Source organism: Arthrobacter sp. NPDC056493 (genome assembly GCF_042795115.1).
GTDB lineage: Bacteria > Actinomycetota > Actinomycetes > Actinomycetales > Micrococcaceae > Arthrobacter.
Map to the genome: position 1 here is coordinate 1 of NZ_JBHTSL010000007.1, position 21,623 is coordinate 21,623.

Consider the following 21,623-nt stretch of genomic DNA (forward strand, 5'->3'; position numbering starts at 1 on the left):
ACGATTTTTGTGGTGCGCCGCTAAAACCCCCTGGCCACACCGGAATTCCGGTATCGCCAGGGATTTTGCGCGTCATGGGTTGATATCTGCGTCGCCATGTCAGCTCCCGGGGCAGAATGGGCGCATGGAACCTCGCGGAAAGATCACCGATGTGCCGGGCGTGCGTGTGGGGCACCAGCAGAAGTCCGACGGCGGGTGGCTGAGCGGGGTGACGGTGGTCCTGCCCCCTGCGGGGACAGTCGGTTCGGTGGATGTCCGCGGGGGAGGACCAGGAACCCACGAGACCGATGCGCTGGACCCCACCACGCTGGTGCGCACCGTGGACGCAGTCGTTCTTACCGGCGGCAGCGCCTACGGCCTGGTCACCGCGCACGGTGCCCAGCGCTGGTGCGAGGAACAGCGCCGCGGCTTCGCCGTGGCGGGTGGAGTGGTGCCGATCGTGCCGGCCGCAGCCATCTTCGACCTCGGCCGCGGCGGTGACTTCACTGCGCGCCCGGACGAGGCCATGGGCTACGCGGCGGCAGTGGCCGCCGGCGCGCAGACGGAAGGGCACGACGTCGAACGCGGCAACGTGGGTGCCGGCACCGGAGCCGTCATCGGGCGCGGGAAATACAAGGGGGGAGTGGGCACAGCGTCGGTCACGCTTGAGAGCGGCGTGGTAGTCGGTGCCCTGGCAGTGGTGAACGCCCTGGGCCTGCCGTTCGGCGAAGCTGTTGGTGACCCTGGCACATCGGAGCAGCGGACGGAACCCGGCCCCGGCACCCAACTCAACACCACGCTCGTTGTCGTCGCCACTAATGCAGCGCTGGATGTGGCCGAGTGCAAGCGGACGGCGTCGGCCGCCCATGCGGGGCTGGCACGGGCGCTGAATCCGAGCCACACGCTGGCCGACGGGGACACCGTGTTCTGCCTCGCCACGGGTGGCCAGGAGCTCGACAGGAGTACGGAAGCTGCCCGGCAGATTAGTCTCATAACGCTGCAGAGCGCGGCAGCCGACGTCGTACGTTTGGCCATCCTGGACGGGGTCGGCAGCGCCCGGCCGGTGACAACTCCTGCCGGCGAATTTGGTGCATACCCGGGCAATGTGCGCTAACATGGCTGGATTTAACTTTCCGGTCCTAATGCCGTAGAGTTGCATGTTGGTTGTCTGCCCTGCCACGCCCATTTGCGGCCGGAGGGCGACGGTCAATCAAATCAAAAACGTCCGCAGTCATGCCCGGCGCCAGCCGGAGGTCTGTGGCAAACAACAGTTAGCGGAGGATATGGCCAAGAAGGACGGGGTCATTGAGATCGAGGGCGTAGTGACTGAGGCGCTGCCCAACGCGATGTTTCGCGTTGAGCTCACCAACAAGCACGTGGTCCTCGCACACATCTCTGGGAAGATGCGCCAGCACTACATCAGGATTCTTCCTGAGGACCGCGTAGTGGTGGAGCTGAGCCCTTATGACCTGACACGTGGTCGTATCGTCTACCGCTACAAGTAAACGTTGGGCGGTCAGGCAATTGCCTACGGCCGCTCCAACGGCCCAACTGCTATCACGCAAAGGAACGCCATGAAGGTCAAGCCGAGCGTCAAGCAGATCTGCGAAAAGTGCAAAGTGATCCGCCGTAACGGCCGGGTCATGGTGATCTGCGAGAACCCGCGCCACAAGCAGCGCCAGGGCTAATTCCCGTCAGGGAATCCCTGGGTTGCTAACCCACGCAAGTAAATAAAGGCAGCACAAGCTGAACTGGGACATTGAGCTAGAAAGAGTCCGGACAGCTGACCCCCGGTCGGAGGCTGGGGCCGCACTGAAAGTGCGGGTGTACTGCCTACGACCTCCGGTTTATTCAAGGAGTACCGCCACTATGGCTCGTCTCGCTGGCGTAGACATTCCCCGCGAAAAGCGGCTGGAAATTGCGCTTACTTACATCTACGGCGTGGGCAAGACCCGTGCACACGAAACCCTGGCTGCCACCGGCATCAGCGCTGACGTTCGGGTCAAGGACCTGACGGACGCGCAGCTGGTAGAGCTGCGTGACTACATTGAAGGCAACTACAAGGTTGAGGGTGACCTTCGCCGCGAAGTAGCAGCAGATATCCGCCGCAAGGTTGAAATCGGCAGCTACGAAGGCCTGCGTCACCGCAAGGGCCTGCCCGTACGCGGTCAGCGTACGAAGACCAACGCTCGTACCCGCAAGGGCCCGAAGCGTACCGTCGCCGGCAAGAAGAAGGCCCGCTAAACCGCATTTGCCTGACGGCAAATGTGGGATCAGCACGGCCTTCCCCCAAATAACTTTCTGTAGGAGAAGAAATGCCCCCGAAGACTCGTGGCGCGGTTCGCAAGCCGCGTAAGAAGGACAAGAAGAATATCGCGCTTGGCCAGGCGCACATCAAGAGCACGTTCAACAACACCATCGTGTCCATCACGGACCCGACCGGTGCTGTGATCAGCTGGGCTTCCGCCGGTGAGGTTGGATTCAAGGGCTCGCGTAAGTCCACCCCGTTCGCTGCGCAGATGGCTGCCGAAGCCGCCGCCAAGCGTGCACAGGAGCACGGCCTGAAGAAGGTTGACGTGTTCGTCAAGGGACCGGGTTCCGGACGCGAAACCGCCATCCGTTCGCTGCAGGCTGCCGGCCTCGAGGTTGGCTCCATCCAGGACGTCACCCCCGCCGCGCACAACGGCTGCCGTCCGCCGAAGCGCCGCCGCGTCTAAGTACTTTCCGCAGCCGGAGCTTGCCCGGACCCGTTTCGGGTCCGGGCAAGCCCAGCGCGTTAAGTCTCAGACCGATTTTCCACCACCTGTGTTGCGTCATATAGCGGATGCTCGCCGAAAGGAAACCTAAGTGCTCATTGCACAGCGCCCCACCCTCTCCGAAGAGGTCGTCTCCGAAAACCGCTCCCGTTTCATCATTGAACCGCTGGAGCCGGGCTTCGGTTACACCCTCGGAAACTCCCTCCGCCGTACCCTGCTCTCCTCCATCCCCGGTGCCGCTGTAACCAGCATCCGGATCGATGGCGTGCTGCACGAGTTCACGACGGTTCCGGGTGTCAAGGAAGATGTCACCGAGATCATCCTCAACATCAAGAACCTGTCCGTGTCCTCCGAGCACGACGAGCCGGTTGTTGCTTACCTGCGCAAGCAGGGCCCTGGAGTCGTCACCGCCGCGGACATCGCTCCGCCGGCCGGCGTCGAGTTCCACAACCCGGATCTGCACATTGCCACGCTGAACTCGAAGGGCAAGTTCGAACTCGAACTGACCATCGAGCGCGGCCGCGGCTACGTTTCGGCAGCTCAGAACAAGTCCGGCGACGCAGAGATCGGCCGTATTCCGGTTGACTCCATCTACTCGCCGGTGCTGAAGGTTACTTTCCGCGTGGAAGCCACCCGTGTTGAGCAGCGCACCGACTTCGACAAGCTCATTGTCGACGTCGAGACCAAGCAGGCCATCGCCCCGCGCGATGCCGTTGCTTCCGCAGGCACCACCCTGGTGGAACTGTTCGGTCTGGCCCGCGAGCTGAACACCGCAGCTGAGGGTATCGAGATTGGCCCGTCGCCGACGGATGCTGCCCTGGCAGCAGACATGGCTCTGCCGATCGAGGATCTGGACCTCACGGTCCGTTCCTACAACTGCCTCAAGCGTGAGGGCATCCACACCGTGGGTGAACTCGTTGCCCGCTCCGAGGCTGACCTGATGGACATCCGTAACTTCGGTGCGAAGTCCATTGATGAGGTCAAGGCAAAGCTGGTTGAACTGGGTCTGTCCCTGAAGGACTCGCCTCCCGGTTTCGACCTGGCAGCCCGCGCCGCAGCCATCGAAGAGGACGACGCCGCGTTCAGCGACGACGAGCTCTAACAAGCAGATCTTGGCCGAGGGGCTGGCCCGCACCGCGTTGTGCGCAGCCCCCGGCTTCCATATGAGGAGAAACAATTATGCCTACCCCCACTAAGGGTCCGCGCCTCGGAGGCGGCCCGGCTCACGAGCGTCTCATGCTCGCGAACCTGGCTGCCGCACTGTTCGAGCACAAGCGGATCACCACCACGGTCACCAAGGCCAAGCGCCTGAAGCCGTACGCAGAGCGCCTGGTCACGTTCGCCAAGCGTGGCGACCTCGCTTCCCGCCGCCGCGTTCTCGGCCTGATCAGTAACAAGGGCGTCGTCCACGAGCTGTTCACCGACATCGCCCAGGCTGTGGAGAACCGCAACGGTGGCTACACCCGCATCACCAAGATCGGCAACCGCAAGGGCGACAACGCTCCCATGGCTGTCATCGAGCTGGTTCTTGATCCGGTTTCCGCCAAGCAGGCTGTTGTAGCCGAGGCTACCCAGGCTGCCGCCGCTGCTGCTCCGGCCGCTGAGGAAGCTGCTGCTGAAGAGGCTCCGGCCGAGGAAGCTGCTGCTGAAGAGGCTCCGGCCGAGGAAGCTGCTGCTGACGAGGCTGCTGCCGACGAGAAGGACGCGAAGTAGTTCGCTAAATCCTTCGCATAGACTTAAGTCTATGAACCACCAAAAACCCGCGGCCCCCGTTTTGGGGGGCGGCGGGTTTTTGCGTATCCGGATCGATTTGGCGTACGACGGCGGCCCGTTCAGCGGGTGGGCAGTGCAGCCCGGCCGGCGTACCGTTCAGGGAGTTCTGGAGGGGGCGCTGGAGCTGCTGCTCCGCCGCCCTGTGCGCGTCACCGTCGCCGGGCGTACGGATGCCGGCGTGCATGCCCGCGGCCAGGTGGTACACCTCGACCTGGCGGAAGCCGAGTGGCTGGGACTGAACCGCGGCGCGGATGTTGATCCCGCCGTCGCCCTCCTCCGGCGCCTCCGCGGGGCGCTCAGCCGGGGGCTGGGGGACCAGACCGGCGCTATTATGGTGCACCACGCCGCTGTTGCCCCTGAGGGCTTTGACGCCCGGTTCTCGGCACTGTGGCGCCGCTACAGCTACCGGATCGCGGACGGCCCGGAGAAATGGGATCCGCTCAGCCGGTACGACACGCTCTGGCACAAGACGCCCCTGGACGTGGACCTGCTGAACGAAGGCTCGGCGAAGCTGCTGGGCCTGCACAACTTCCTCGCTTTCTGTAAGCCACGCGAGGGTTCCACCACCGTCCGGGAGCTGCAGCGGTTCGAGTTTTCCCGTGGGCAGGACGGCCTTATCGTGGCTACCGTCCAGGCCGACGCCTTCTGCCACAATATGGTGCGCGCCCTGGTGGGCTCGGCGCTGTACGTGGGGGAGGGCCAAGAGCCCCCGGAATGGCTGCACGAGCGGCTGCTCGCACGGAAGCGGGACGCACGGTCCGTCCTGGCTGCGCCGCACCCCCTGGTGTTCGAGGAAGTGGCCTACCCCTCCGACGGCGAACTGCTCGCCCGGGCAGAGCTCACGCGGGCACTGCGGGAGTAATACCCTGCCGGGGTTTTCGCCCCGTGGCTAGTAGGCTGAGAAGCAGTCTTAGTAATTCGGTCCTTACAGGGGGTAAGGGATGGATGATCGTCGCGTCGTTGTGGTCATCGAGAGGGATGAGGAAGTCCGGTCCCTCTTGCGTGCGACCCTCGCGGAAGCCGGTTTTGACGTGCATTGCGCTGCCACCGGTGAGTCCGGGCTTGCGTTGGTGCAGGCCAGGCACCCGGACACCGTCACACTGGACCTGGTGCTTCCTGACATGGACGGCTACGAGGTGCTTCAGCGCATCCGCGAATTCAGCGACACCTACATCCTGATCGTCACAGCTCGAAGCGCCCTTCGCGCCACTTTGAAGGCCTTCGACGCCGGGGCCGACGACTACATGGTCAAGCCCATTCGGCCACGGGAGCTCCGGGCGCGCGTTGACGGCATGCTGCGCCGGCCCCGTCAACTGACTGTCCCGCGAATCGTGACGCCCCGGGAAGCGCCGCTGGTGTCACCGCGGCTGCGGGCCTCTGTCGCGCCGGTGCGCAGCCTGCGGCCGGCCGAAACACGCGCGGTGGCGCAGGGCACGCCAGCCGCCCCGCCACTCGCCGCAGCCCGCGGCTACGAGCACAAGGGGCTGGAGCTCGACAGCGCAACGCGGGCGGCCACCCTCGGAGGGCGCGCCCTGCAGCTGACCCGCACCGAGTTCGACCTCCTGCACATCCTGCTGCAGCGTGGCAGCGGTGTGGTCACCAAGACGGAACTCGTCGGGCTGCTGGGCCTCGTGAAGTGGGAGGCAGGCCCGGGAGGCCGCACAGCCGGCACGCGAGACCCCGGCCGGATCATCGAAACCCACATCGGCAACCTGCGCCGGAAGCTGGGGGACGACGCGAGGAAACCACGCTGGCTGAAGACGGTCCGCGGATCCGGCTACACCCTCGCGTAGCGGCAGGAGCGCACACCCCTGATGCGCCCCTGCAAACGGGGGACACGCCGAAAAGTTACAAGAAAATAACAAGGCGCCAGGCGCACAGTTGGAACATGAAATCACTAACAAGCGACGACGTTGTCGCAGTCCGTGGCGTTCTCACCGATACGCATCCGGTTGATTTCTATGCGCTTGGCGTCGCGGGGGCGATTGACCGTTTGGCCCTCCCGCTGCGCGAGCGTGGGATCACCGTGCACCTTGAGGCGCCCCACCATGGAATGGAAGTGGACAGGAAGTCCGCCACGCTGCTCTACCGGGCGGCGCAGGAGCTCCTGAGCAACATCCATAAATATGCCGACGCGTCGTCCGTGACCGTCCGGCTGTGCTGCGTCTGCCGCTCCGGGGACAACCATGCCATTCAGCTCCGCGTAACCGACGACGGCGGCGGCTTCGATGTTGACGCCGCCACCCACGGCAGGCACTCAGGAATGGGCCTGCGGCTCATGCGCCTGGCTGTGACTTCCGCGGGCGGCCAGATGGCGGCCACGTCGTCAGCCTCGACGGGAACGTCCGTCACGGTGACCCTCCCGCTGGATTAGGTCCCGTTGCGCAGCAGTTGGCCGTACTCAGGTGCAGGCAAACCTGTCCTTGGAGCCTTTGGTGCTTATGGTCAAAGTCTGAGCGGCCGGTTCACGGTGTCCTTTCGGCGGTGCCAGTTTGGTCCTTTATGGGGCAGCATCTGCTGAGGAGTAGCTGAGAAGGCGGAGCCGGGCTTTGTTTCTATCCGCTGGTGGCGGCATCCTAAGAGGCATGGATACCGTCCGGATGCCTGGTGCGCGGGCCCTGCCCCGGACCCGCTGGGGTGTGCGGAAGCGCGCAACGGCCACGGCAGTCGTGGTGGTGGCTGCGGGGCTGCTCGTTGGGGGGCTGATCCTGCTGGTGCTGCTGCAGACCTCGCTCGTCGCCGCTGCGGAGGCCGCCGCGCGGGGCGAGGCCGAGGAGGTCGCCGGTCAGGTGTCCGCTCACGGGGTCGATGAGGGGCGCCGCTTCATTGAGTCCGCTGCGCACTCGGGCCAGTACGTCCAGATCCTGGATCCGCAGGGATCCGTCCTGGCATCCTCTGTGCCGGCCGTTGCTGCAACTTCGCTGACGGGACTACGGCCGGAGGCCGGTCAAACCCTGACCCAGGACGTGCCCGGGCTGCCCAGCATCGGCGATGATGACGAGTTCCTGATTGTGGCGCTCGGAGTCCGGGACAAGGGGGTCCTTCATACCGTGGCCGTGGCAGCCACGATCCAGGTTGAGGCCGACACCCTCGCCACCGTGGCATGGTTTGCGCTCGGGGCAATGCCGCTGCTCTTGGTGCTGGTCGGTGCCGCCGTCTGGACGCTGGTGGGCAGGTCACTGTGTCAGGTGGACACAATCCGGGGCCAGGTGGCCATGATCAGTGCCCGCCGGCTGGACGGGCGGGTCGAAGTCCCTCCCACAGCCGATGAGATTCAAGCGCTGGCGCAGACCATGAACCAAATGCTGGACCGGCTTGAGGCCGCAGATGTTGAACAGCGGCGCTTCATATCCGACGCCAGCCATGAGCTCCGCAGCCCGCTCACCACACTGAGTGCAGGACTGGAAATCGCGGCAGCCGATCCGACCGGCCGTACGTGGGAGGAAATGAAACCGGTTCTAGCCGGCGAAACGGCCAGGATGCGGTATCTCGTTGAGGATCTCCTCACCCTGGCCAAGACCAACGACGGAGCGCTTCACCTCAAGATGACTGACGTGGACCTGGACGACGTCCTCCATGACGAAATCACCCGCCTTCGCTCCACGAGCCGGCACCGGATTGAGGCCCGGCTGGAACCGGCCCGGGTGACCGGTGATGCGCACCGGCTTGCCCAGGTCATCCGGAATGTCCTTGACAACGCGGACCGGCACGCGGAGTCGCGTATCACCGTCCAGGTTCAAAGTTCCGAGGTTCAGGCCACGATAAGCATCGATAACGACGGGCCGCCGGTTCCGGTTCTTGACCGGAAGCGGATTTTCGAACGGTTTGTCCGGCTCGATGAGAGCCGTTCCCGTGAACGCGGCGGAACCGGCCTGGGCCTGGCCATCGCTGCGGCGCTCATGGCAGCCCACCATGGATCGATCGGGGCATCAGTAGCGCCGGACGGTGGCTGCCGTTTCGAACTGGTTTTTCGTCGTGCCGCGAATGCGGTCCGGACGCCGACTGGCAAGGACATCGCACGCTAACTCCATCCCGTGCGTTCCCCGCCGGAGCTACTTCGTGATCTTCCTGTCGGCAGTCAGCTGGTAGCCCATGCCCCGGACTGTCACCAAGGTCTGCACCCCGAAGGGGGCATCGATTTTCCGGCGGAGATAACCAACGTAAACCTCCACAACGTTCTCGCCACCAGCAAAGGCCGAATCCCACACGTTATCCAGAATCTCAGCCTTGGAAACTACCTGACCGGGCCGGCGCATCAGATACTGCAGCAGGGCGTACTCCTTGGCGGTTAGCACGACTGACTCCTCCCCGCGCCGCACCTGACGGCTCGCCGGGTCAAGGCTCAACGACCCCAACTCCATGACTGGCGGCCGCTCCGGCGCACCGCGGCGCACCAGCGCCCGGATCCGGGCAACCAGGACAACGAAACTGAATGGTTTCGTCAGGTAGTCATCGGCGCCCAGATCGAACGCGTCGGCCTGGTCGTACTCGCCGTCCTTCGCCGTCAGCATCAGAATGGGCGTCCAGATCCTGCGGCCACGGATGTCCTTGAGAACGTCATAGCCGTTCTTCAACGGCAGCATCAGATCCAGAAGAATCACATCGTAAGGATTTTCAGTGGCTGCCCACACCGCAGCCACCCCGTCGTGGACGACGTCCACCACAAATCCTTCACCGGAAAGCCCGCGGCGGACGGTGTCGGCCAGCAGCCTCTCATCCTCCACTATCAAAATTCTCATGCCGGCACCACACCCATAGTCGAAGTATCCCTGGCCCCACAGCACACCGCCCGGAGCGCCGCAGTGCTTCTCAGCTTCCTCTCAGTTCGGCTGCACGATCCTGAAGAGGAGCCCACAGCAGCATGACACGAAAGAGTTTCCGGACGGCACCGAGGCGACCCGGCACCGGAGACCATACATCAGGAACCGAAGCGGCATAACCCGAGGAAGAGAACATCAGTGGCAAACGTACGATGGCACCGTGTTCCGAACCAGGAGTGGGTGCGGCTGTATAGACGGGGCCTCACCCGCGGGCAAATTTCGGCCCGGACCGGGGCGCCCATTTCAACGGTGGGCTACCATCTGGCTGCCGCGCGGGCCACAGATCCCACGCTTCGCGGGCAGCACTTCGCCGCCGGCAACGGCAACCCCGCCAAGGCGACCCGACGAAGCGTCCGACGCATGAACGACCTCGTTACGATGGTGCAGCAGACAGGACGTTACCCCGCAGCGAACGCTTCCGATCCGTCTGAGCGCAACCTTGCCGCCTGGCTGCGGCGCCGCCGCCGGGATGCTGCCGCGGGATCCCTCATCCGCATCCTCGACGAGGGCCTAAGCGTCCTGCCGGACTGGCAGACCCGTAAAGAGCGCCGAATGGAGTCGGGTCAGCAGTTGGGTGAGTCGAATTCGTAGGCGCCTGAATCGGCGTCTGCCGTTCCTCGGCAGTCCCCGTTCTGGGGGACCGCGCTTCCGTCGAGGTCTGTCAGTGAGCTGCTGACGCCGGCGCGGTCAATTGCGGGGCTGGTGGCGGTCAGATGCAAGTCCGTGGGGGCGTTGACGAAGCCTGCGGAGGCGGTTGTGGATGTGCTGTTCGGTGTGAAGTTCCTGGGTCCGTTGAGGACGTTCTGGCGTTCGGTCCAGCCAGAGCCGTTGATCCACAGTGAGTTCTTGACGCCGACCAGGATATTGCCGCGGATCACAGTGGAGGCCGGGCACGAGGCGTGGCAGACCATGGCTTGGGAGTCCGGGCCGTTCAGGTAGACGGTGTTGTACTCAAAGACTGTGCCGTTGGTGGGTCCAAACGATGTGGTGGCCCCGCGGGCGATGAAGCCTTTGGCCTGTGCGCAGTTGGTGCCGCACGTGGATCGGACGAGGTTGTAGCGGTAGGTGTTGTTGTCCGCGGTTCCCGCCGAGGAGCGGCCCAGTTCGGAAAACGTGTTGTTATCCACGGCAATGTTGTGGTGAATGCTATTACGGTTGCCGTTGAAGATTTCGATGGCCCCGCCGTCGAGCTTGAAGTCGAACGATGCCGCCGCGGAACCGGAAATAGTATTGCCGGAGATTTCATTGTCGTTGCCGTTGATCAGGATGCCAAAGGCGCCGGAATCGTCGCTGCAGTTAACCGCTTGCGGAGTTCCACAGTTGGTGCCGGGGGTGTTCACATTCTCAATGTTGTTGTTCGTCAGGGAGTTGCCTGTGTAGGTGCCGAAATCGGAGCCGGTGCTGATTTTCAGTCCCGCCGCGTTGCTGGACGCGCTGGAATTCCGGACACTGTCGTGGTCACCGACGACGCTGAAGCCTGCATAGCCGCAGGAGACCGCACGCAGGCCGTCCACAATGGTGAAGTCGCCGTTGATGCGGAAACAGTTGCCGGATTTGCCGCCGGTCACCGCCGCCGGGTTCCCGGTGCCGTAGTTGTTCAGTGTGATCGGCGACGCCGACGTGCCGCTTTGGGCGGTTACGACGCCTCCGGTAAACGTGTCTCCGCGGCGCAAGCTGACTGTGTCTCCGGGCTTAAGGATGGCTTGGTTGAGCTTCGTGAGGGACTTCCACGGGGTTGCCGCGGATGTTCCTGTGTTGGTGTCGCTTCCGGCGGCGCTGACGAAGTAGGTGGTGCCGGCGGCGGAGGCCGGTGAGGCTGCGGCGATCATTCCGCTGGCCAGGAGGGAGGTCATGAGTACGGCTGCGTACAGGGGATTGGCTTTCATGTGACACCTAGTGGATTTTGGGCCTGGGCTCCCGCGCCGTCGCCAATGACGCACGCGGGGAACCTTCTCAGCGTTGGATGTGCGGACGTGGGGTTGGGGCGGGTAGCGGGACACCTCCTAGGGGCGGGCGTTCAGAACGGCGGCGAGGAAGCTGTCCAGTCCGGGCGCGGCGGCGTAACCCAGCCGTGGCAGGGCGAACAGGTCCTCGATGCTGGCCAGAAGGCTGAAGTGGTTGAAGACGGTGTCCGAGGCGGTGCCGGCCTTGGTGAAGGGCGAGAGGACCAGCGCGCCTACTCTGCCGCCGTCGGTTCCCCCGGGGATCTGTCCGGGGCCTGTCGAATCGCCGTCGGCCTCGTCGAAAGTGATGACCAGCAGGCCGTCTTTCCTGAAGGCTGGGGAGTCAAGGATGGGCGGTATCTGTTTTTGGAGCCAGGAGTCTGCGCTTGCCAGGCCGCCGGGCTGGCCGTCCACGCAGGGGCTGTCATGGCCGTCGTTGCAGAGATTGGGGGTGATGTAGGACAGGTTCGGTGTTGTTCCGACGGATCTGAGATCTTCGTGGAGGCGGCTGAAGTCCACCACCCGGGCGGCGCAGTCCGGCGAGGAAGTGATGGACTGGAAGTACACGAATGGGTTGTGGCGCGTCGCGTACTGGTCGCCGTCCTTGGCTTTTTGGTCCCTGTCCTCTTCCCCGAGTGCTGGGTGGCGGCAGGGTTTTCCCATGTCTTCCATGTAGCCCTTCCATGTCTTTCCGGCCGCCTGGAGTTGGCCGGGCAGGGTCGGAACGGATGCCGGATAAACGCAGCCGGAACCCAGGATCTGGCCCGGATCCGCTGTTCCCTCGAGTTTCAGTGGCTCGTACGTCGGGCAATCGTCCCTGTTTGCCGGGTTGGAGGCCTGCCCGGAAATTTGGGCGATGTAATCAGGGGCGGAATGGTGCGCCGTTCCGTAGTACTGGGTCAGCAAGAGCCCCTGACCCCGAAGCGTTCCGGACAAGTACGGTGCTTCCGAACCGGGTCCCCATACAGCGTCGTAATCTTTGTTTTCCAGGTTGATGACGAACACATGCTGCGGCTTGGTGGACGACGGGTGGCCGTGGCTCCCAGTTCCGGGTGCGGCGGCTGAATCCTGAGGGGTTCCCGGTGTGGAGGGCGTCGATGAGGGCACAGTACTTGGCCGCGGGGGCTCGACAGTAGCGGAAGGGCTAAGACCGCTTTGTTGTGCGCCAGGGATGGACGGAGCAGCCTGGCAGCCGGCGAGGCCGGAGGCGGCGGCAACGAAAAGGGTCAAGGCCACTCGGGGCACAAGAGTCCGCAGGGTGGTCCCGCCAGTGCGTGCCCGTACGTAGGTGTCCATGGCCAACGCCTTCCGCGTGGGTGGCAGTGGCCGCTGCCCCGAGCCTGCCGCAACGCCGCGTGCTCTCGGAAGACATCCTGCCCTTGTTGTAGCGTCCGTGGACTAAAACAAGCACCTTCCCGCCCAGGTGGTCAACGCACAGGGGCGGGGCGCTTCTCAGCTCATTCTCAGGCAGGCACCCCGCTTTGGCTCGGCACGTCGAGGCCGCCGTCTGGCCTAGACGGTCGAAGCGCCCTCGGCCGGCAGCGTGAGGGTGAAGGTGGTGCCGGCGCCGGGCTTGCTGTCGCAGGAGATGGCACCGCCATGCCGCTCCACGATGGTCTTGGTGATGGACAGTCCAAGTCCCACGCCGGGAATGGCCGCCTGGCGTGCGGCCTGGCTGCGGAAGAACCGGGTGAAGACGCGCGAAGTTTCCTCTTCGCTGATGCCCATGCCCGTGTCCTGGACCTTCAGCTGTACCCAGGAGTCGCTGCGCCGCGCACTCACGGTGACTGTGCCGCCGTCGGGAGAGTATTTGATGGCGTTGGAGACAAGATTGTCCAGGGCCTGGCCGATGCGCAGCGGGTCGGCGTGCGCCCACAGCGGCGCCGGGACGTCGGTGGTGAGGGAGACGTTGCTGGCGTCCGCCTGGGCCTGGACGGAGCCGATGCTGTTCTCGATCAGGCCCGCGAGGTCCGTCCGGCGGGGATGCACAGCGAGGACGGCGGACGCCGACACCAGCAGCTCCGAGACCAGGGAGAGCAGGCGTTCGGCATTGCGCTGCACAACCTCCAGGCGGTGCACTGAGCCGGGCGACAGGCCGTCCGCTTCATCCAGCACCAGGTCCACGTTGCCCACGACAGACATGAGCGGGCTGCGGAATTCATGGGAGACGTTGGAGATCAGCTCCTCCTTGGCAGAGAGCGCCTCAACCAGCCCCGTGACGTCACTGTAGACGATGACCGCGCCGCTGAACCCGCCGTCGTCGTTCTTGATGATCCGCGCACCAGTGGCGACCGCCCGCTGCGCGGGCCCCTCGCCCAGCCAGACCAAGTAGTCGGCGAACGTCTCGCCGGCAACGGCGCGGCGGATGGGGCGCTTGTCCAGCGGAAGCGGGGTCACCCGATCCTGACCGAACATAAGCTGCTCGGCTTCCAGCGGCTGCTCCATGCCGGCAGGGGCTGCCGCCTGCCTGAAGGTTTTCTGCTGGTCGTTGACCAGCACCTTCTCGCCGCCGGCATCCACGGCCACAATGCCCACATCCGTGGTGTCCAGAATCGTTTTGAGCAGCCGTTCGCGGTTCCTGCTCTCCACGAGCAGTTCGCGGAGCTCGGCGTCCTTCTTCTGCAGCCTCTGGCGCTGCAGACGCACATTGGCGCCGGCGAACCTGATGGCCACCGAGACGGCCACCATCATGAGCGGCAGCAGAATTGCCGTGGCAATGTCCGAAGGTGAAATGTTGGGAAACTTTTTCACGAGAGACGGAATGCCGATGAGGAGCGGGCCGAAAAAGCTCAGGAATACAGTGGTGCGCGGGAAGTCTTCGGAGCTGGAAAGCCAGATCACCGGAAATATCGCCAAAACTCCAAGCCCGGCCACGGCGGGGACGGCACCGTTGCGGGCCAGCCCGATGACCACCATGTCGAGTATCGGAATTAGCAGGTAGGCGTTGGGCGGCAGCCGTTCCCAGGGAACCAGAAAGCACCCAATAAACGTGGTCACCATCATGATGATGGCGGCGATAAATACGCCGCTCTCGATCAGCGTGGGCCACACCGCGGGGGCGGCGATCGCCAGCGCGGCGAGGAGAACCGTTACTGGGAGCTGGCAGAGCGCCACCTGGACGCGGGGCCGCAGCCGGCGGAAGAATCGGTCCGTGTCGAGGACCAGCACCTGCTCACCCAATGCGGCTGCGCCCGGTACTCGCCTGCTCTGCCGAATTTCCGGGCCACTGGTGGTTAAACGAAGACATGAAGCCCATTATGCACACCTATTCTTCGGTAATTGGAGGGGGAAGCGCTACAACCGGGTGGTGCGGCTAAAACATATGGGCAATTTAGGGTCTTTCGGCCTGTCTACGTTGTAGCGTAGGTAATCTGGTAGCGCTTACCGCATTGCGCTGGGCTGTGCGGTGGTTTTACCTGGATTGAGGTAGTGGTGGGCGATCTTGGTGTTGCCGTTGTTATCGAGGATGACGTTGATGTCAGGAACCTCCTTGACGCGGTTTTGCAGCAGGCTGGTTTTGAGGTGCACTCCGCGGGGAACGGCCGTGACGGGGTTGACGTGGCGAGGCAGCGCCAGGCAAATGTCATAACGCTGGACGTCGGTCTGCCGGACATTGATGGTTTCGAGGTCCTTCGCCGCATCCGGCAGTTCAGCGACGCCTATATCGTGATGCTCACCGGCCGCGGGGAAGAGCTGGACACCATCACGGCACTTCAGGGCGGCGCGGACGACTACATCGTCAAGCCCTTCAGGCCGCGCGAGCTGCGGGCCCGCATCACGGCCATGCTGCGCCGGCCCAGGGTTTCTTCGGGTTCTTCCGACAAGGCCGAGGCACCTTCCACTGCTGGGGCGGGTGCGTCCGGTTCACGCCGCGGCACTGTCCTGCAGCACAACGGGCTGGCGCTCGATACCGAAACGAGGACCGTAGCCCTGCGCGGCACGCCGCTGGGACTGACCCGGAGCGAATTCGACCTGCTGCACGAGCTGCTGAAGGGGACGGGCGCGGTGCGCACCCGTGCTGATCTGGTGCGGGTGGTGCGGGGCGAGTACTACGGCGAGGACACCTACATCAGCGAGGCGGACGAACGGGCTGTGGAGGTGCACATCGGAAACCTGCGCCGCAAGCTCCGCGAGGACGCGCAGGATCCCCGATGGCTGGTCACCGTGCGGGGCGTGGGCTACCGGCTGGCACCGAAGCGGGCGGAGTAGGTTCGCCGCTCCGCCCCTTTGGACTTAGGACTCCGGCGGGAGGTAGCCCAGCTTCAGTCCGCTGACGGTCTCTTCGCCGGTGAGCGCTACGCAGGGCAGCAGGTCCCGAGCCGCTGACAGGTCACCGCGCTTGACGAGCCGCTCCAGGTCCACGGCCAGCTGTGCCAGCCGCGCCGCCCCCACCATGGTGGCGGAGTTCTTCACGCTGAGCACAGCGTCCATGGCTGCCTCGCTGTCGTTGTCTTCCACGGACCGTTCGAGGTAGCTCCGGCGCTTATTCCAGATGCTGATGTAGTCCCTGGCGAAGTTATGCGCTATACCGGTACTGCCCATGTCTTCTTCAAGTTCGTGAAGTACATCGAGGTCGAGGACGGGCAATGTGGCACTCTCCGATTCGTTGTGAGCCCTGCCATTAGGGACGCCGGACACCGGGACGCAGGCGCCGTTGGCGCTGCTGTCGGGTGCTCCGGAGCCTGAAATGGACATGAGTTAAGGCTACTTTCTGAGGTTGGGAAAACCCTGATTGAGCTTGGATCCTGTGGAAACCCTGCGGGTACCTTGTGGTGGGGAAAATCCTGCGGAAGTCCCCACCTTACTGGTTGGCGAAGGTCTCAATGGTGTTGATGACGGCCGGGCCCAGGATGGCAATGAAGAGGACAGGGAAGATGAAGAACAGCAATGGAAACAGGATCATCACCGGCAGCTTCATCGCCTTCTCCTCTGCCCGCTGGCGGCGTTTCACGCGCATCACCTTGGCCTGCACGCGCAGGACGCGGCTGATGGCGATGCCATAGGTATCCGCCTGCACCACCGCCTGCACAAAGCTGCGCAGCTCAGGAATGCTGGTGCGTTCCGCCAAGGCGAGATAGGACTCGCGGCGACTTCGACCCACCTGCATGTCCTGCAGCGTGCGGACGAGTTCCTCCGCGAGCGGCCCCTTGCCGTTTTCGCCGGCACGGGCCATTGCGCCTTCGAAGCCGAGACCCGCCTCGACCGAAATCAGCATTTGGTCCAGGGTGTTGGCCAGTTCCAACTGCATGGCCTTCTGCCGTTCCTGGCCCTTGCTGTAGAGCATCAGGTCCGGGATGAAGTATCCCAAGAACAGAACAAAAATGCCCACGAGCTTCATGATGGGCGTAGATCCGATGGAACTGATATACAGCCCAAAGAGGCCGCCGATCAAGCCCAGCGCCGGTTTGGCGGCCAGAAGACGCCCGAGCGGCATGGACGCCGGACGGCCAGCTAAGGCAAGCAGCCTGTCGAGCTTGTGCACATAGCCCGCGGGGGTGAGGCGAAAGCCGATCTTTTCGACCAGACCGTTGTTCGGCTTCTTCTCCACCTCGGCCCGGTGGATGCCCCTCGACAGGAGGGCGCGAGCCTTCGCCAGGCCATTCCGGTCTACGGAGAGCATGGTCCACGCAAGGTAGGCCAACGGAGCGCATATCAGGATTAGTGAAGCGATGATCAAGGGATCCATGGCGGCCTCAGAACTTTAGGTTGACGATCTTGCGCATCCACAGACCCCCGATGATCATGAGGATTGTCGAAACCACGATCATCACCCAGCCCAGCGGGTTGGTGAACATCTTATTCATGTACCCCGGATTGACCAGCGAGAGCATGATAACGATGCCGACAGGGAGGGCCATGAGGATGTAAGCGGAGAACTTGCCCTCGGCAGCCAGGGCCTTGATGTGCCCCTTGATCTCGCTTCGTTCCCGGATTGTTTCGTTCACCTGGTCCAGCACCTCCGCCAGGTTTCCGCCCACTTCCCGGTTAATTTGGATGGCTTGGGAAATCCAGACAAAGTCCTCGTTCTTCATGCGGTCGGCAGTGTCGTTGAGGGACACGAGCAGGTCACGTCCCAGGCTGGTCTCGGAGACGATGCGGCGCATCTCTTCCGACGTCGGAGCCTGGGATTCGTTGGCAGCGGCATCGATGGCACGCAGGATGCTGTGACCCGCACGCAGGCTGCCGGACAGCAGCTGTAGGGTATCGCCGAGCTGCTCATCGAACTTGCCACGCCTCTTGCCGGCTAAGAATCCGAGCACTAGGTGCCCCACGAAAGGGGCCGCGATCACCAGCAGGACCGCTAGCAGCGGCCCGGCAACCACAAGCCCGATGAGTGCGCCAACGAATGCGCCCACCATGACCAGCAGGATGAACTCGGCCTGGCTGAGCCGCAGGCCGGCGTTCTCCAGGCTTTCCCGGTTGAAGTAGCGGATGTTTCTCTTGGCGAGGACGCGATCAATGGACTGAACGGCACTGCCGGCAAAGCGGGTGAGCTGGGAGTCCGCCTCGGCACGGAACGGCCGACGTCGGTCAAGAGGCACAGTGGGTGTCCGCGGAATGAGCACCGCAACTCCGCCCAACAGCGCCGAGGCGATCACGAGGACGACACCGATTGTCACGATCATGAGAGTCAGTGCCTTTCCGGAGAGACTACGGGCGCCCCGAAGACGCCCGCCGAGACATGGATTCCGAGGTCTTCGAAGCGGTCGATGAACCGGGGGCGGATGCCGGTGGGGACAGGCTTGCCGAGAAACTTTCCGTGCTGGTCAACCCCCGCAGAGTAGTCGAAGACGAAGGCGTCCTGGAGCGTGACGATGTCGCCCTCCATACCCTGCACCTCCGTCACGTGGGTGATGCGCCGGGAGCCGTCCCGGAGACGTGAGATCTGGACGATGAGGTTGACCGCGGAGGCGATCTGCTCGCGGATGGCCCGCAGCGGCAGGTCCATGCCCGCCATGAGGACCAGGGTCTCCAGACGAGCGACGGCATCACGGGGTGAGTTGGAGTGCACGGTGGAGAGCGAGCCGTCGTGGCCGGTGTTCATGGCCTGCAGCATGTCCAGGGATTCCCCGCCACGGACCTCGCCCACCACAATCCGGTCCGGTCGCATACGCAGGGAGTTGCGGAGCAGCTCGCGGATGGTCACCTCCCCCTTGCCTTCGGTGTTCGGCGGGCGGCTTTCCAGCCGGACCACGTGTTCCTGCTGAATCTGGAGTTCCACTGCGTCTTCGATGGTCACGATGCGCTCGTCGGTCGGAAGGAACGAGGACAGGACGTTGAGCAGGGTCGTTTTGCCTGTACCCGTACCGCCGGAAACGATGATGTTGAGTTTGGCCTTGACGCAGGCGTTGAGCAGCTCGGCCATTTCCGGCGTGAGGGTCCCGAAATCGATGAGGTTCTGCACCGTAAGGGGCACCTTGCTGAACTTACGGATAGTCAGTGAGGAACCGCCTACGGCAAGCGGAGGGATGACCGCGTTGACACGGGAGCCGTCTTCCAGGCGTGCATCAACCAGAGGCGAGGACTCATCGATGCGCCGGCCGACCTTGGACACGATTCGTTCAATGACCTTCCGCAGGTGCTCTTCCGAGCTAAATCGCGAATCCGTTAGAGTCAATGTTCCCTTGCGCTCCACATAGATCTGGTCCATCCGGTTCACCATGATTTCGGTGACCGCATCATCATCCAAGAGCCGTTGCAGCGGGCCGTAGCCCAGCACGTCGTCCGCGACGTCCGCAACGAGGCGTGTCCGCTCGTCCGGAGTCAGTGGGACCTGCTCTGCGTCGATGATCCGGATAAGCTCTTCGCGCGCGGTTCTGCGAAGTTCCTGTTCCGTGAGGGTTGAATCGTTGAACCGCGCCCCCATCCGCTCAAACAGTGCTGTTGCGGCACGCTGCTTGAGGGCAGCGAAAACGTCGACCGGCTGCTGGGTCTTGGCCTTGAAGGGCTCTGTCTGCGATGGCACGGGCGGCTGTACCGGTGCCGACGCAGCCGCTTGCCGGCGCCCCAGTGTCGAGGGCGGGGCAGTCGTGGGCGCCGGCTGAACATGATCCGCCACTGGGCTAGGAGCCGGTGCGGTACGAGCCTCTGGCGAAGCTGCGGGAGACTGGGCGGCTTGCGCCTCTGCAACTGCAGCCTCTGCTGCGCGCCGCGCCGCACGCGTCTGGTAGGTGGACACACCAGAAATCGGCCTTGGTGCAGTGTTCACGGACGATGCGATTGTCGGCTGGACCTGCACTGGGGAAGCAGGCAGCGGCGAAGTATGCATTACGGTGGCCGGGGAATGCTGCGGTGCAGGCGAGACGTGCAGTGGGGCACCCGGAACCTCGGACTTGTGCTGCGCTGCCTGGATGCGTTCAGAGAGCTTCATCTAGACCACCACCCGTCGGTGGGCGCTCCGCTGCTCCTTAGCGCCGGAGGCTGGACCCAAGCGAGCCACCAGCTGAGCCAGGCCTTTGGCGGCTGGATCCTTTCTGGCATCCAGTAGGACAGGCATGCCGCGGTTGGTCGACAAAGCCACGGCCCGGGAACGGGGGACACTGACATCCACAGGAGCTCCAATGGTCGATTCGATGTCCTGCACGGTGAGGCCGCACTTGGAGTCGGCCATGTTCAGGACCACGTGTCGGCCTTCCGGCAGGATCTCCAGCTGACGCACGATGTCCATGCCCGAACGGAGACCGCGGACGCTGGGGATGTCCATGGCGCTGACCCAAACCACGTCCGTGCAGGCTTCCATGGCGGCCAGTCCGATTTCGGGCAGGCCGGGCGCGGTGTCCACCACGACGTACTGGAACTCTTCGGCCAACTGTTCGAGGAGACGCGTGATTTGCTCCGGCGTGATGTAGTCGGCCTCGACGGGGCTGAGGGGCGCACACAATGCATAGATGCTGGCGGGGTGAACGGTGAGGAAGGCCTTGAGTACCAGGGTGTCCTGTGCCGCGGCAGGCGAGACGGCATCCGTGACCGTGTGCTCCGGATTCAGGTAGAGACCGGAAGCGACGTCTCCGAACTGCAGGTCAAGGTCCACGAGCACCACACTCATGGGCGCCAGGTTGCCCAGCCCGACGGCGAGATTGGTGGCAATAGTCGTCTTGCCCACGCCGCCCTTGGGGGAGAAAACTCCGATGACGGCACCCTTCTGGTTTTCAGTGGGGCCGTGCTGCTCGGTCCGGTGTCGGTTGGCAAATGACTGGCAGGCACGCTCCAACAGAACTCTCAGCTGGGCTGGATCGGCGGTGGGGCTAAGCACGTCCCGGACGCCGGCCCGCATCGCCTGCAAGATCAAGGGCGGGTCCGGTTCGCTGACCAGAAGAACCATCAGGTTTGGAACCTGTACGTCCAGCACCATGGCGAGGCGAAGTGCCTCTTCGACCGGCAGGTCCGGACCCAGGATAAGGACCTCGGGCTGCTCCTGGTTCAGCTGTGCGAACAGGTCGTAAGGACCTGCGGGCAGGATGTTCGTGAGGAAGGTCTGAACCCCGCCCTGGAGTCCGCCAGCCACTGCCTGACGCAGGCGGCCGTCAAAGTCCGCGTTGGGAGTGATCAGAACGAAGCGGCTCACTTGTAGACCTCACTCCGCTGAATGATCCGGGGACCGCTGTCCTTGGCGTTGGTGGGTTCCTTGCTCAGCCACATCTTGGCGTACTCGGCGGCGAACACGATCTTGGCGGCGTCGACGTCGCTGACAGCGACGGTCAACATGAGGGAGCCCGTGGGGAGCATGGTGTCTTGAGGATCGGCCGCATTGGGATCCGCGCTCGCGGACGGGCTGGGCTGGGCAGTGGACGCTGGCTCGGGTGCGCGCTGCACGGCTGTCACCAACGCCTTGCGCACCGTCAGCTTGGTGGTTTCCGCATCAGGCTTGTCGTCTGAGCCACCCTTGTCGAGGTTGACGAAGACGCCCACGTGGTCGCCTGGAGCCAAGCGTCCACCTACAACCCGATCTGGCTCGAGCTGGAAGGAAACTTCTTGAAGACCAGCCGGGATCTGGACGGAGCCTGCGACTTTGACGTCTTCGGGTGCGACCAGGCGTTCGGAAACCAACTGCTCCCCGGGAACCAGGTCCACTGCAGCAACCTTGCCCTTGGAGGAGTCCAACGATTTCAGCGAGGAACCGGTAACGGCCGATCCCGGCACCTGCTCGGTGGCGAGGGATGCAGCCATCGATTCAACGGGTGTGCCGGCAGGAATCGCAGTCTTGACGACGAGCACGTCGACAGGCTTTAGGTCCTTGACGGCACGCTGGTCTGCCCCCTGCGCATAGGAGATGACGAGCATGGCGCCTACGAGGGCCAGGACTACCGCTGCCGCTCCTGCCAACAACCGAGACTTCACGAACTGCTCCTGAG

23 protein-coding genes are annotated in these 21,623 nt (G+C 63.9%); 13 read left to right on the plus strand and 10 right to left on the minus strand.

The genetic code is table 11. The features are described from left to right. Positions 1–124 precede the first annotated feature (124 nt). From ACFQ50_RS04570 to ACFQ50_RS04620, 11 genes are all read left to right on the plus strand, one after another. On the plus strand, positions 125–1,093 hold the full coding sequence (locus ACFQ50_RS04570) for a P1 family peptidase (RefSeq protein WP_377994328.1): 969 nt from the start codon (positions 125–127) through the stop codon (positions 1,091–1,093). A 169-nt stretch (positions 1,094–1,262) separates the two neighbouring features. Next, on the plus strand, positions 1,263–1,484 hold the full coding sequence (gene infA / locus ACFQ50_RS04575; protein WP_011775571.1) for a translation initiation factor IF-1: 222 nt from the start codon (positions 1,263–1,265) through the stop codon (positions 1,482–1,484). Positions 1,485–1,553: 69 nt separating this feature from the next. Continuing rightward, on the plus strand, positions 1,554–1,667 hold the full coding sequence (gene rpmJ / locus ACFQ50_RS04580; RefSeq protein ID WP_009358722.1) for a 50S ribosomal protein L36: 114 nt from the start codon (positions 1,554–1,556) through the stop codon (positions 1,665–1,667). Positions 1,668–1,848: 181 nt separating this feature from the next. Continuing rightward, positions 1,849–2,223 (plus strand): 30S ribosomal protein S13, encoded by a 375-nt coding sequence (rpsM, locus tag ACFQ50_RS04585; RefSeq protein WP_003803743.1) that lies wholly within the window; start codon positions 1,849–1,851, stop codon positions 2,221–2,223. Positions 2,224–2,294: 71 nt separating this feature from the next. Beyond that, positions 2,295–2,696: a 30S ribosomal protein S11 gene (gene rpsK / locus ACFQ50_RS04590; RefSeq protein WP_003803734.1), complete on the plus strand. Its 402-nt coding sequence runs from the start codon at positions 2,295–2,297 to the stop codon at positions 2,694–2,696. A 130-nt stretch (positions 2,697–2,826) separates the two neighbouring features. After that, positions 2,827–3,837 (plus strand): DNA-directed RNA polymerase subunit alpha, encoded by a 1,011-nt coding sequence (locus ACFQ50_RS04595; RefSeq protein ID WP_003803733.1) that lies wholly within the window; start codon positions 2,827–2,829, stop codon positions 3,835–3,837. A 77-nt stretch (positions 3,838–3,914) separates the two neighbouring features. After that, positions 3,915–4,448, plus strand: a complete 534-nt coding sequence (gene rplQ, locus ACFQ50_RS04600) for a 50S ribosomal protein L17 (protein ID WP_377994329.1) — start codon at positions 3,915–3,917, stop codon at positions 4,446–4,448. A gap of 31 nt (positions 4,449–4,479) precedes the next feature. Then, entirely contained in the window at positions 4,480–5,370 is an 891-nt protein-coding gene (truA, locus tag ACFQ50_RS04605) for a tRNA pseudouridine(38-40) synthase TruA (RefSeq protein ID WP_377994330.1), read from the plus strand. A gap of 79 nt (positions 5,371–5,449) precedes the next feature. Next, positions 5,450–6,301, plus strand: coding sequence for a response regulator transcription factor (locus ACFQ50_RS04610; RefSeq protein WP_377994331.1), 852 nt, complete (start codon positions 5,450–5,452; stop codon positions 6,299–6,301). 95 nt (positions 6,302–6,396) lie between these two features. Then, a complete protein-coding gene (locus ACFQ50_RS04615) occupies positions 6,397–6,882 on the plus strand; it encodes a sensor histidine kinase (RefSeq protein WP_377994332.1) in 486 nt (161 codons plus the stop codon). Positions 6,883–7,093: 211 nt separating this feature from the next. Continuing rightward, the gene (locus tag ACFQ50_RS04620) at positions 7,094–8,533 is read left to right on the plus strand and encodes an ATP-binding protein (protein ID WP_377994333.1); all 1,440 of its coding nucleotides are present in this window, start codon (positions 7,094–7,096) and stop codon (positions 8,531–8,533) included. 27 nt (positions 8,534–8,560) lie between these two features. On the opposite strand, the gene ACFQ50_RS04625 is transcribed toward ACFQ50_RS04620, so the two are convergent. Next, positions 8,561–9,247 carry a response regulator transcription factor gene (locus tag ACFQ50_RS04625; RefSeq protein WP_377994334.1) on the minus strand — a complete coding sequence of 229 codons (687 nt, stop codon included), beginning with the start codon at positions 9,245–9,247 and terminating at the stop codon, positions 8,561–8,563. Positions 9,248–9,466: 219 nt separating this feature from the next. On the opposite strand from ACFQ50_RS04625, the gene ACFQ50_RS04630 reads away from it, so the two are divergent. Next, positions 9,467–9,919 (plus strand): hypothetical protein, encoded by a 453-nt coding sequence (locus ACFQ50_RS04630; protein ID WP_377994335.1) that lies wholly within the window; start codon positions 9,467–9,469, stop codon positions 9,917–9,919. Here ACFQ50_RS04630 and ACFQ50_RS04635 read toward each other — a convergent pair. From ACFQ50_RS04635 to ACFQ50_RS04645, 3 genes are all read right to left on the minus strand, one after another. Beyond that, complete coding sequence (locus ACFQ50_RS04635; RefSeq protein WP_377994336.1) at positions 9,892–11,214, minus strand: hypothetical protein; 1,323 nt, start codon at positions 11,212–11,214, stop codon at positions 9,892–9,894. The genes ACFQ50_RS04630 and ACFQ50_RS04635 overlap by 28 nt on opposite strands. A gap of 117 nt (positions 11,215–11,331) precedes the next feature. Further along, a complete protein-coding gene (locus tag ACFQ50_RS04640) occupies positions 11,332–12,567 on the minus strand; it encodes an alkaline phosphatase family protein (RefSeq protein ID WP_377994337.1) in 1,236 nt (411 codons plus the stop codon). 216 nt (positions 12,568–12,783) lie between these two features. After that, the gene (locus ACFQ50_RS04645; RefSeq protein WP_377994338.1) at positions 12,784–14,451 is read right to left on the minus strand and encodes a sensor histidine kinase; all 1,668 of its coding nucleotides are present in this window, start codon (positions 14,449–14,451) and stop codon (positions 12,784–12,786) included. A gap of 252 nt (positions 14,452–14,703) precedes the next feature. Here ACFQ50_RS04645 and ACFQ50_RS04650 point away from each other — a divergent pair, with 252 nt between their 5' ends. Beyond that, positions 14,704–15,480, plus strand: coding sequence for a response regulator transcription factor (locus ACFQ50_RS04650; RefSeq protein ID WP_377994443.1), 777 nt, complete (start codon positions 14,704–14,706; stop codon positions 15,478–15,480). Positions 15,481–15,504: 24 nt separating this feature from the next. Here the strand turns inward: ACFQ50_RS04650 and ACFQ50_RS04655 are convergent, their stop codons facing one another. From ACFQ50_RS04655 to cpaB, 6 genes are all read right to left on the minus strand, one after another. Further along, positions 15,505–15,966: an Hpt domain-containing protein gene (locus ACFQ50_RS04655; RefSeq protein WP_377994339.1), complete on the minus strand. Its 462-nt coding sequence runs from the start codon at positions 15,964–15,966 to the stop codon at positions 15,505–15,507. Between the two features lie 106 nt (positions 15,967–16,072). Beyond that, the gene (locus ACFQ50_RS04660) at positions 16,073–16,957 is read right to left on the minus strand and encodes a type II secretion system F family protein (protein ID WP_377994340.1); all 885 of its coding nucleotides are present in this window, start codon (positions 16,955–16,957) and stop codon (positions 16,073–16,075) included. Between the two features lie 7 nt (positions 16,958–16,964). Next, positions 16,965–17,897: a type II secretion system F family protein gene (locus ACFQ50_RS04665; RefSeq protein WP_377994341.1), complete on the minus strand. Its 933-nt coding sequence runs from the start codon at positions 17,895–17,897 to the stop codon at positions 16,965–16,967. A 5-nt stretch (positions 17,898–17,902) separates the two neighbouring features. Then, a complete protein-coding gene (locus tag ACFQ50_RS04670) occupies positions 17,903–19,237 on the minus strand; it encodes a CpaF family protein (RefSeq protein WP_377994342.1) in 1,335 nt (444 codons plus the stop codon). Between the two features lie 405 nt (positions 19,238–19,642). Further along, entirely contained in the window at positions 19,643–20,836 is a 1,194-nt protein-coding gene (locus tag ACFQ50_RS04675) for a CpaE family protein (RefSeq protein WP_377994343.1), read from the minus strand. Beyond that, positions 20,833–21,609: a Flp pilus assembly protein CpaB gene (gene cpaB, locus ACFQ50_RS04680; RefSeq protein ID WP_377994344.1), complete on the minus strand. Its 777-nt coding sequence runs from the start codon at positions 21,607–21,609 to the stop codon at positions 20,833–20,835. Before cpaB ends, ACFQ50_RS04675 begins: the two co-directional genes overlap by 4 nt. Positions 21,610–21,623: the final 14 nt, after the last annotated feature.

Excerpts from the sequence above, each read along its gene's own strand:
- ACFQ50_RS04570 (WP_377994328.1), top strand. The coding sequence starts at position 125 with ATGGAACCTCGCGGAAAGATCACCGATGTGCCGGGCGTGCGTGTGGGG.
- infA (WP_011775571.1), top strand. The coding sequence starts at position 1,263 with ATGGCCAAGAAGGACGGGGTCATTGAGATCGAGGGCGTAGTGACTGAG.
- rpmJ (WP_009358722.1), top strand. The coding sequence starts at position 1,554 with ATGAAGGTCAAGCCGAGCGTCAAGCAGATCTGCGAAAAGTGCAAAGTG.
- rpsM (WP_003803743.1), top strand. The coding sequence starts at position 1,849 with ATGGCTCGTCTCGCTGGCGTAGACATTCCCCGCGAAAAGCGGCTGGAA.
- rpsK (WP_003803734.1), top strand. The coding sequence starts at position 2,295 with ATGCCCCCGAAGACTCGTGGCGCGGTTCGCAAGCCGCGTAAGAAGGAC.
- rplQ (WP_377994329.1), top strand. The coding sequence starts at position 3,915 with ATGCCTACCCCCACTAAGGGTCCGCGCCTCGGAGGCGGCCCGGCTCAC.
- truA (WP_377994330.1), top strand. The coding sequence starts at position 4,480 with ATGAACCACCAAAAACCCGCGGCCCCCGTTTTGGGGGGCGGCGGGTTT.
- ACFQ50_RS04610 (WP_377994331.1), top strand. The coding sequence starts at position 5,450 with ATGGATGATCGTCGCGTCGTTGTGGTCATCGAGAGGGATGAGGAAGTC.
- ACFQ50_RS04615 (WP_377994332.1), top strand. The coding sequence starts at position 6,397 with ATGAAATCACTAACAAGCGACGACGTTGTCGCAGTCCGTGGCGTTCTC.
- ACFQ50_RS04620 (WP_377994333.1), top strand. The coding sequence starts at position 7,094 with ATGGATACCGTCCGGATGCCTGGTGCGCGGGCCCTGCCCCGGACCCGC.
- ACFQ50_RS04625 (WP_377994334.1), bottom strand. The coding sequence starts at position 9,247 with ATGAGAATTTTGATAGTGGAGGATGAGAGGCTGCTGGCCGACACCGTC.
- ACFQ50_RS04635 (WP_377994336.1), bottom strand. The coding sequence starts at position 11,214 with ATGAAAGCCAATCCCCTGTACGCAGCCGTACTCATGACCTCCCTCCTG.
- ACFQ50_RS04640 (WP_377994337.1), bottom strand. The coding sequence starts at position 12,567 with ATGGACACCTACGTACGGGCACGCACTGGCGGGACCACCCTGCGGACT.
- ACFQ50_RS04655 (WP_377994339.1), bottom strand. The coding sequence starts at position 15,966 with ATGTCCATTTCAGGCTCCGGAGCACCCGACAGCAGCGCCAACGGCGCC.
- ACFQ50_RS04660 (WP_377994340.1), bottom strand. The coding sequence starts at position 16,957 with ATGGATCCCTTGATCATCGCTTCACTAATCCTGATATGCGCTCCGTTG.
- ACFQ50_RS04665 (WP_377994341.1), bottom strand. The coding sequence starts at position 17,897 with ATGATCGTGACAATCGGTGTCGTCCTCGTGATCGCCTCGGCGCTGTTG.